This is a genomic window from Micropruina sp., assembly GCF_047606365.1.
Classification (GTDB): domain Bacteria; phylum Actinomycetota; class Actinomycetes; order Propionibacteriales; family Propionibacteriaceae; genus Micropruina.
The window spans coordinates 21,044-30,123 of the sequence record NZ_JASGEN010000168.1 but is presented as its reverse complement, the minus strand read 5'-3'; the positions used below and the strand labels follow the sequence as shown (position 1 = coordinate 30,123).

General features: G+C 69.6%; 8 protein-coding genes and 1 pseudogene. 5 read left to right on the top strand and 4 right to left on the bottom strand.

Annotated elements, in window-relative coordinates:
- Positions 1-181: 181 nt before the first annotated feature.
- From QM624_RS19310 to QM624_RS19295, 4 genes are all read right to left on the bottom strand, one after another.
- Positions 182-1,123: an enoyl-CoA hydratase/isomerase family protein gene (locus QM624_RS19310; RefSeq protein WP_415094860.1), complete on the bottom strand. Its 942-nt coding sequence runs from the start codon at positions 1,121-1,123 to the stop codon at positions 182-184.
- Positions 1,120-2,625, bottom strand: a complete 1,506-nt coding sequence (mptB, locus tag QM624_RS19305; protein WP_415094858.1) for a polyprenol phosphomannose-dependent alpha 1,6 mannosyltransferase MptB — start codon at positions 2,623-2,625, stop codon at positions 1,120-1,122. The genes QM624_RS19310 and mptB overlap by 4 nt, the downstream gene beginning before the upstream one ends.
- Positions 2,626-2,705: 80 nt before the next feature.
- Positions 2,706-2,882, bottom strand: coding sequence for a hypothetical protein (locus QM624_RS19300; protein ID WP_415094856.1), 177 nt, complete (start codon positions 2,880-2,882; stop codon positions 2,706-2,708).
- Complete coding sequence (locus QM624_RS19295; RefSeq protein ID WP_415094854.1) at positions 2,855-3,166, bottom strand: hypothetical protein; 312 nt, start codon at positions 3,164-3,166, stop codon at positions 2,855-2,857. The genes QM624_RS19300 and QM624_RS19295 overlap by 28 nt, the downstream gene beginning before the upstream one ends.
- A gap of 324 nt (positions 3,167-3,490) precedes the next feature.
- On the opposite strand from QM624_RS19295, the gene QM624_RS19290 reads away from it, so the two are divergent.
- From QM624_RS19290 to QM624_RS19270, 5 genes and pseudogenes are all read left to right on the top strand, one after another.
- Positions 3,491-5,188, top strand: a complete 1,698-nt coding sequence (locus tag QM624_RS19290; RefSeq protein WP_415094852.1) for a nitrite/sulfite reductase — start codon at positions 3,491-3,493, stop codon at positions 5,186-5,188.
- Between the two features lie 14 nt (positions 5,189-5,202).
- Positions 5,203-5,898, top strand: a pseudogene (locus tag QM624_RS19285) (phosphoadenylyl-sulfate reductase); the annotation flags it as partial.
- Positions 5,899-6,984, top strand: a complete 1,086-nt coding sequence (gene cysD, locus QM624_RS19280; protein ID WP_415094862.1) for a sulfate adenylyltransferase subunit CysD — start codon at positions 5,899-5,901, stop codon at positions 6,982-6,984.
- The gene (locus tag QM624_RS19275; protein ID WP_415094850.1) at positions 6,984-8,321 is read left to right on the top strand and encodes a sulfate adenylyltransferase subunit 1; all 1,338 of its coding nucleotides are present in this window, start codon (positions 6,984-6,986) and stop codon (positions 8,319-8,321) included. Before cysD ends, QM624_RS19275 begins: the two co-directional genes overlap by 1 nt.
- Positions 8,321-9,031 carry a sirohydrochlorin chelatase gene (locus tag QM624_RS19270; protein WP_415094848.1) on the top strand — a complete coding sequence of 237 codons (711 nt, stop codon included), beginning with the start codon at positions 8,321-8,323 and terminating at the stop codon, positions 9,029-9,031. The genes QM624_RS19275 and QM624_RS19270 overlap by 1 nt, the downstream gene beginning before the upstream one ends.
- Positions 9,032-9,080 lie beyond the last annotated feature (49 nt).

Below are 9,080 nucleotides of genomic sequence, written 5' to 3'. Positions count from 1 at the left end.
GTCACCCCACCAGCAAGAGGCCGTGGACGGATCAAACCAAAGGCAGACCTCACCAGGCACGCCAGTCGAGACCAGGGTCACACGCCCCCTTTGCCGGGAGGGCACTTACATCCTCTACGTCGAGACCACTCGAGTTGCGGACGGCTTACGAGGTTTCGACAAGCTCAACCAGCACGGAGTGCTACACCAGTTGAGCGAAGACTGCCGCGACTTCGGCGGGGTCGACGTCCTCGAGGCGTGCCGGGTTCCAGGCCGGGTTGCGGTCCTTGTCGACCACCTGGGCGCGGACGCCCTCGGAGAAATCGGGGCGCAGCACCATCGGCACGGCCAGGGCGTGGTCCTGCGCCAGCACCGCGGCGACGCTCGGCAGCGTCGCGGCACGACGGATGGCCGCCAGGGTGACCGCGACCGCGAACGGGCAGCGTTGCCGCAGCACCGCGGCGGTCTCGCGGGCCTCGGCGTCCGGATGCTCCTCGAGCCGGTGCACGATCGCCAGCGGGTCGTCGCCGGCGTAGCAGGCGTCGATCCAGTCCCGCTGGCCGGGCAGTACCGCCGGCGGCACCTCGCCCGCCGCGTGGTCTGCCAAGCCGAGCAGGACGGCGTCCGCGGCCCCCACGCTGCCGCCGGTGAGCGCCAGGTGGGTGCCCAGCTCTCCGGGAGCGCGGGAGAGTTCGTAGAGCACCCCGACGTCGGGGAACAGGCCGATGATGGTCTCGGGCATCGCCAGTCGGCTGTCGGCACGCACCACCCGCTCGGAGCAGTGTGCGGACAGGCCCATGCCACCGCCCATGGTGATGCCGAACATGTCGGCTCGGACCGACTTCGGGTAGTTCGCGATCAGTGCGTCCACGGCGTATTCGATGGTGAAGAAGACCTCGGCCGCGGCCTCGCCCCGCTCAGTCAACTCGGCCCGCAGCGCCCGGACGTCGGCACCGGAGCACAGCCCGCGCTCCCCCGCACCGGTCAGATGCACCCATTCGACCGCGTCGTCGTCGACCCAGTCGGCGAGCCGGTCGCCGATCTCGGCGAGCATCGCCTGGGTCAGCGCGTTGATCTGCCGCGGCCGGTTCAGCGTGATTCTGCCGACGCCGCCGTCCACCTCGAAGAGGACCTCGTCGCTCACTTGTGGGCTCCCATCGTCCGGTGTTCGTCGAAGTAGCGCACCAACAGGGTGATGATCAGCGCCAGTCCGGCCAGGCCCAGCCCGATGCCGGTGTCGTTGCGCCAGGCCAGGTTGCCGGCACCGTAGCCGAGCAGCACGCTGGTCACCACGACCGCGACCTTCTGCACCCGTTCGGTCGGCCTGGTCAGCGGTAGCAGTAGCCCGCCCCAGAGCAGGTACCACGAGTGCATCGCCGGGCCGAGCAGGGCCACCCACAAGTAGGACCAGGACAGGAAGGTGACCGGACGCCGCCGCGCGACGGTGACGGCCAGATAGGCCACGATCAGCGCGGACGCCACCACCCCGGCGACCAGCAGACTGCCGGCGATCTGGGTACCCAACGTCGGATACCCGGCCAGCACACAGAGCAACCTGATCCCTTCGCCGAGCAGCGACAGCGGGGCCAGGGTGACTACCCGGCCGGGAACGTCGATGGCGTTCATCCAGCCGAAGTCCAGCCCGGTGGCCAGCGAGATCAGCACGAAGACGCCGATCGCGATCACCGAGGAGATCGCGGCGCGGGCGAGCTTGTTCAGCACGTGCTGGGTGTTCCACTGCCAGGGCAGCCCGATCAGCGCCACCGGGTAGGCGGCGAGCAACGCCGGCTGCTTCACCGCAGCCGCCACCCCCACGATGATCGCGCCGAGCCAGAACTGCTGCGGACGGCGATGGGTGAGATAGAGCGCCAGGATGATCAGCCCGATCATCAGCGCGTCGTTGTGCATGCCGCCGACCAGGTCGATCAGCAGCAGCGGGTTGATCGTCGAGAACCAGGCGGCGAGCTGGACGTCGGTGCCGAGCCGGGCCGCCAGCCGGGGCAGGAAGTAGACGATCAGCACGACGCCGATCAGCGCCGGAATGCGCATCAGCAGCGTCGAGACATACGGGTCGAGACCGCCGGCGAGCACCATCAGGTGCGAGATCTGCAGGCTGAGCGGACCGTACGGCGCCGGGGTGTAGCGCCACACCCAGGCAACCTGGTCGGCGAAGGCGCCGGGCAACACACTGACCGGCGTCTCGTACGGGTTGAGGCCGTTGTGCAGCAGCCAGCCCTGCGCGGCATAGGAATAGGCGTCGTGGCTGAAGATCGGCGGCGCGAGCAGCAGCGGCAGCGCCCAGATCAGGCCCACCGCCCAATGCTTGAAGTCCAGGTACAGGCCGGGCCGGAGCCGGAACCAGGCGTCCACCAGCAGCACCACGGCGGCGACCACCAGCGCGGTACCGATCACCTTGGTGGTGCCGTTGTCCAGGCCGAGCGCACGGATCGGTTCCCACCAGGGGCTGTTCTGCGGCAGGTAGGCGGGTGTCAACGACCCGAGGGCGAGCAGGAAGGTGGCCAGCAGGCCGCGTTTCACCGCGGGCACCCGCCAGGCGGTGGCCAGGTCGCTCCAGTAGCCGGCAAGGGCCTCGCGGGTGGGACGGCGCAATCGCGGTACCCCCGCGACCTGATCCACCTCACCCACCCGAGCAACCCCTCGTCCCGTGCTGTCTTCCGGGGTCAGCCTAGTGGCCGCGCCTGTCGGCCCGACGAAGCGTGGTTCTGTCAACGGGTGCGGGTCGCGGTGACGAGTGCGGTCGACATCCACGGGCCCGTCCACCACATCCGCCAGCCGAGCGGGACGCGGCTCACAGACTCGCCGGTGAGCTCGCCGAGGATCCGCACATACTGTTTCGTGGCGCTGATGTCGACGATCACCAGCCACCCGCCGATCCGCAACACGCGTAACGCCTCACGCAAGGCCGCCTCGCGACCGCCCCGCGCCCGCAGCCGAGATCGAGCGCGTCCTCATCGCCGCGCAGCCCGAGGGCGTCGAGCGTCTCGGCCCAAACCTCGAACTTGCCACGCAGCGTCGCGCGCAGATAGACCAGCCCGCCTGCGATGAAGAGCAGGCCCAGCAGGGTGGGATAGAGGAGCGCGATGATGTTCCACGGCGGGTCGGCCGAAGCCGAGAATGCGGCGCCGACCAGGCAGGCGACGCCGCACACCAGCCAGAAGATCGGCACCCACGCCGCATCCCATCCGTACGACCCGGCCGGCCGGGCCCGGTGTGCACCCACAGACACACCGTAGCCCTCAGAAGAGCCGGCACCGGGCGTCCGGATGTTTATAAGTACTACCATTGGGCGGATCCTGGACCCCCGATGCAGGCCGAGAGCGTCGGTGTGTGTAGCTTCACGGCATGCTTCGCACTCTCCCGCTCGTGATCCGGCGTCACGTTGTTCCCGCGTGTGAGATGCGCTGCGCCATGTGTTGCGCCTGATTTCTGACGCCCCTCCCTCCGATCTGGCCGACGCCGGCCCGGATCTCTCCCACTATCAGGAGTTCTCATGACCGCAACCGCGCCCGCCCGGGTCCGTCCGCCTCGCGAGGGCCGCAGCAACGGGCAATGGCTGGTCGACGGCACCGCGCCGCTGAACCACAACGAGGAGTTCAAGGCCGAGGACAACCCGCTCAACGTGCGGGCGCGGATCGAGCAGATCTACGCCAAGGAGGGGTTCGACTCGATCCCCGTTGATGACCTGCACGGCCGGTTCCGCTGGATGGGTCTGTACACCCAGCGCCGCCAGGACATCTCCGGCAGCCGGACGGCGTCACTGGGCCCCGACGAGCTCTCGGACAAGTACTTCATGCTGCGGGTCCGGATCGACGGCGGCGCGGTGAGCACCGACCAGCTGCGGGTGATCGCCGGCATCAGCACCGAGTTCGCCCGTGACACCGCCGACATCAGCGACCGGCAGAACGTTCAGCTGCACTGGATCCGGGTCGAGGACATGCCCGAGATCTGGCGCCGGCTGGAATCCGTCGGCCTGATCACCACCGAGGCCTGCGGCGACTGCCCGCGGGTGGTGCTGGGCTCCCCCGTCGCCGGCATCGCCGCCGACGAGATCATCGACCCCACCCCGGTGATCGATCAGATCGTCGAGCGGTTCATCGGCGACCCCGACATCTCCAACCTGCCGCGCAAGTTCAAGACCGCGATCACCGGTCACCCCAGCCTCGACGTGGTGCACGAGATCAACGACATCTCGCTGGTCGGCGTGGTGCACCCCGAACTCGGCCCCGGCTACGACCTGTGGGTCGGCGGCGGGCTGAGCGTCGCGCCTCGGCTGGCCGAGCGGCTGGGCACCTTCGTCACCGCCGAGCAGGCGCCCGAGGTGTGGCACGGCGTCGTCCGGATCTTCCGCGACTACGGCTACCGCCGGCTACGCAATAAGGCCCGGCTGAAGTTCCTGCTCGCCGAGTGGGGTCCGGAGAAGTTCCGCCAGGTGCTGCAGGACGAGTACCTCGGCTACCCGCTGGCGGACGGCCCCGCGCCGGCTCCCGCGCCGTACGCCGGCGACCATGTCGGCATCCACGCCCAGAAGGACGGCCGGTTCTACGTCGGTGTCGCCCCCACCGTCGGACGGGTTTCGGGCACCATCCTGAACCAGCTCGCCGACGCCGCGGAGCGGATCGGTTCGCAGCGCCTCCGGTTCACTCCGCACCAGAAGCTGCTGGTGCTCGACGTGCCCGCCGACGAGGTCACCGGCCTGGTCGACGAACTGAAAGGCCTCGGCCTGCATGCCGATCCCAGCCCGTTCCGGCGCAACACCATGGCCTGCACCGGCATCCAGTTCTGCAAGCTGGCCTTCGTCGACACCAAGGACACCGCGACCGCCACCATCGCCGAGCTGGAGAACCGGCTGAGCGACGTCAAGCTCGAACTGCCTATCACCCTCAACCTGAACGGCTGCCCGAACTCCTGCGCCCGCATCCAGACCGCCGACATCGGGCTGAAGGGCCAGATCCTGACCGGCGCGGACGGCGAGCCCGAGTTCGGCTTCCAGGTGCATCTGGGCGGTGGGCTGGCGACGTCCGAGCGCGAGGAAGCCGGGCTGGGCCGCACCGTCCGCGGGCTGAAGGTGAGCGCCGAGGACCTGCCCGAGTACGTGGAGCGAGTCGTCCGCCGGTTCGCCGACGACGCCGAGAGTGGCGAGAGCTTCTCGGCGTGGGTGAAGCGCAGCGACGAAGAGGCGCTGCGGTGACCGCCGAAGTGGCGATCACCCGTCGCAGCACCGCCGAGTTGCGGGCGCTGGTGGCCGAAGCGCAGGCCCGCTGCGCGGACTGGACGGCCGACGATGTCGCCGCCTGGACGGCCGAGAACTTTTCCGGACGGGTCGCGGTGGCCTGCTCGATGGCCGGTGACACGGTGGTGCCGCACCTGGTGGCGCAGCACCTGCCGGGCGTGGATGTGCTCTTCCTCGAGACCGGCTACCACTTCGCCGAGACCGTCGCCACCCGGGACGCGCTGGCCGCAGCGGCGCCGGTGCACATCGTCGACGTGTTGCCGAAACTGACCGTCGTCGAGCAGGACGCCGAGTACGGGGCGCGGCTGCACGACCGGGACGCCGCCCTGTGCTGCCAGATGCGCAAGGTGGAGCCGATCAACGCCGCGCTCTCCGGCTATGAGGCCTGGGTGACCGGGGTCCGCCGTGAGGACAACGCGTTGCGCGCGAACACCGCGTTCGTCGAATGGGATGAAGGTCACCAGATGGTGAAGATCAACCCGATCGCCGCCTGGAGCTTCGACGAGCTGCTCGACTACGCCAGCACCCATCAGGTGCCGACGAACCCGCTGCTCACCCAGGGCTACCCGTCGATCGGCTGCGCACCGTGCACCCGTCCGGTGGCTCCCGGCGAGGATCCCCGCGCCGGCCGTTGGGCGGGGCTGAACAAGACCGAATGCGGACTGCATGTGCAGCCGTCCGAGACCGCCGAGATCGTGGAGGCCCCCTTCGTGACCGCATTGCAGAGCCTGAACCTGAAGCCGTCCGCGCCGGCGGGTGAGCTTGTCGACACCTCGGTGGAACCGCTGGTTGAGCTTGTCGAAACCTCGCGAGGAGTCTCGACAAGCTCGACCGACGCCGGCTCGACCAACGAGAGCGCGCGGCGACTCAGCCAACTGCGTGAGCTGGAGTCCGAGGCGATCCACATCATCCGCGAGACGGTCAGCGAGCTGGAGCGTCCGGTGCTGCTGTTCTCGGGCGGCAAGGACTCCGTGGTGATGCTGCACCTGGCTGCGAAGGCGTTCTGGCCGGCACCGCTGCCGTTCCCGCTGCTGCATGTCGACACCGGTCACAACTTCGCCGAGGTGCTCGAGTTCCGCGACTCGGTCGCCGAGTCGCTGGGCGCCCGGCTGATCGTGGCCAAGGTGCAGGACTACATCGACGACGGACGGCTGGTGGAGCGTTCCGACGGCACCCGCAACCCGCTGCAGACCCAGCCGCTGCTGGACGCCATCGCCGAGGGCCGCTTCGACGCCGTCTTCGGTGGCGGACGCCGCGACGAGGAGAAGGCGCGCGCCAAGGAGCGGGTGGTCAGCCTGCGTGACGAGTTCGGCCAGTGGGATCCGCGCAACCAGCGGCCCGAGCTGTGGAATCTGTACAACCCGCGGCACCGTCCCGGCGAGCACGTCCGGGTGTTCCCGCTGAGCAACTGGACCGAGCTGGACGTCTGGCGCTACATCGAGGCCGAGAACATCGAGCTGCCGGCGCTCTATTACGCCCACGAACGCGAGGTGTTCAGCCGCGACGGCATGTGGCTGGCCGTCGGCGAGTTCTCCCAGCCGAAGCCGTCCGAGCAGGTGGTGACCAAGACCGTGCGGTATCGCACGGTCGGCGACATGTCGTGTACCGGCGCCGTCGAATCGGACGCCGCCGATGTGGCCGCGGTGCTGGCCGAGGTGGCCGCCACCCGGATCACCGAACGCGGCGCCACCCGCGCCGACGACCGGCTCACCGAGGCCGCCATGGAGGACCGCAAGAAGGAAGGCTACTTCTGATGAGCAGCGCAGTTCTGACAAGCAGCGATACCACCGGCACGCTGCTGCGGATGGCCACCGCGGGCAGTGTCGACGACGGCAAGTCCACCCTGGTCGGACGGCTGTTGCACGATTCCAAGTCGGTGCTGTCCGATCAGCTGGCTGCCGTCGAGCGGGTCAGCAAGGAGAAGGGCCTCGGCATCGTCGACTTGGCGCTGCTCACCGACGGCCTGCGCGCCGAGCGTGAGCAGGGCATCACCATCGACGTCGCCTACCGCTACTTCGCCACCGCCAAGCGCACCTTCGTGCTGGCCGACTGCCCCGGGCACGTCCAGTACACCCGCAACACGGTGACCGGTTCGTCCACCGCCGACGTGCTGGTGCTGCTGGTCGACGTCCGCAAGGGCGTGCTCGAGCAGACCCGCCGGCATCTCGCCGTCGCGGCCCTGCTGCGGGTGCCGCACCTGGTGTTCGCGGTGAACAAGATCGACCTGGTCGACTTCGACGCCGACCGGTTCGCGACCGTCGCCGCCGAGATCGCCGAGGTGGCCGCCGGGCTGGGTATTGAGGACGTCCGGTGCGTGCCGGTGTCGGCGCTGCTCGGCGACAACATCGTGGAGCGCTCCGAGCAGACCCCCTGGTACGACGGCCCCAGCCTGCTGGAACTGCTGGAGGAGCTGCCGTCCGGCACCACGGTCGAGAACGAGCCGTTCCGGTTCCCGGTGCAGCTGACCATCCGTCCGCAGGCCGCCGCCCGCGACCCCAAGCACGTCGAGTACCGCGGCTACGCCGGGCAGATCGCGTCCGGTGTGGTGCGGGTCGGCGATCAGGTGAGTGTGCTGCCGCTGGGCCGGACCACCACGGTGGTCGGCATCGACGCCGCCGGTGAGGAACTGGACGAGGCGTTCGCGCCGATGTCGGTGACGCTGCGGCTGGCCGACGAGGTGGACATCACCCGCGGCGAGCTGATCGCCTCGGCCGCCGATGCGCCGACGCCCACCCAGGACATCGACGGGCTGGTCTGCTGGCTGTCGGACCGGGCGCTCCGTCCGGGGTCGAAGGTGCTGCTCAAGCACACCACCCGTACCGTGCAGGGCATCGTGAAGGAGATCAGGGGCCGGCTCGACCTGGACACCTTGACCCCGGTCGAGGCCGAGGCGCTGACTCTCAACGACATCGGCCGGGTCAGCATCCGGCTGGCCGCTCCGATCGTCGCCGAGAACTATTCGGCGTCCCGTCGCACCGGCGCTTTTCTGCTGGTCGACGCGCAGATGGGCAGCACGCTGGCGGCCGGCATGATCCGGGCCGGGCTGAGCGCTGAGGAGTTCGACGCCGCGACACTGGACTGGTCGATCTGATGACCTGGTCTTCGTATCAGCCGCCGCTGGTGCTGGCGGTGCACGGCACCCGCTCGGCACTCGGCACCCGAATCTCGATGGAGCTCGCCGAAGCAGTCGCCACGGCCAGCGGTGCGGACGTCCGGCTCGGCTGGGTGGACATCCACACCCCCACGCTGACCGACACGTTGCGTGAACTGGGCGAGGCGATCGTGGTGCCGGCATTCCTGACCGGTGGCTACCACGTCACCTCCGACATTCCGGCGGCGATCACCGCCGCCGGCGGGCTGGCCACCGCCACCCCGCTGGTCGGTGCCGACGTGCTGCCCGCCGTCCTGGAGCGCCTGGACGCGGTCGGCGACTTCGATGCGGTGGTGCTCGCCGGGGCGGGGTCGTTGCGTCCCCGGGCGGTCGCCGAGGTGCGTGCCGTGGCACGGGAGCTTTCCAGGGCCGTGGACCGTCCGGCCCTGGCAGGCTTCGTCACCGCGTCCTCGCCGACCGTGCCCGAGGCGGTGGCCGAGCTGCGCGCAGCCGGCCACCGCCGGATCGCCATCGCCTCCTACCTGCTGGCACCGGGCCGGTTCAGCGAGCAACTCGCCGAGGCCGGCGCCGACGTGGTGAGCGAGCCGATCGGCGTCCACCCGCTGCTGGTGGAGACCATCGTCGACCGCTGGCGCGCCGCCCTGGCCGAACCCCTGACCGCGTCCCACCCGAGGGCCGTGAATGACTGAGCATTCCCTCGTCATCCCGGCGAACGCCGGGATCTCCCACTCGTCCCAC

Bases quoted from the DNA above. Each gene is read 5' to 3' on its own strand.
- QM624_RS19290 (WP_415094852.1), top strand. From the start codon at position 3,491: ATGACCGCAACCGCGCCCGCCCGGGTCCGTCCGCCTCGCGAGGGCCGC.
- QM624_RS19275 (WP_415094850.1), top strand. From the start codon at position 6,984: ATGAGCAGCGCAGTTCTGACAAGCAGCGATACCACCGGCACGCTGCTG.
- QM624_RS19270 (WP_415094848.1), top strand. From the start codon at position 8,321: ATGACCTGGTCTTCGTATCAGCCGCCGCTGGTGCTGGCGGTGCACGGC.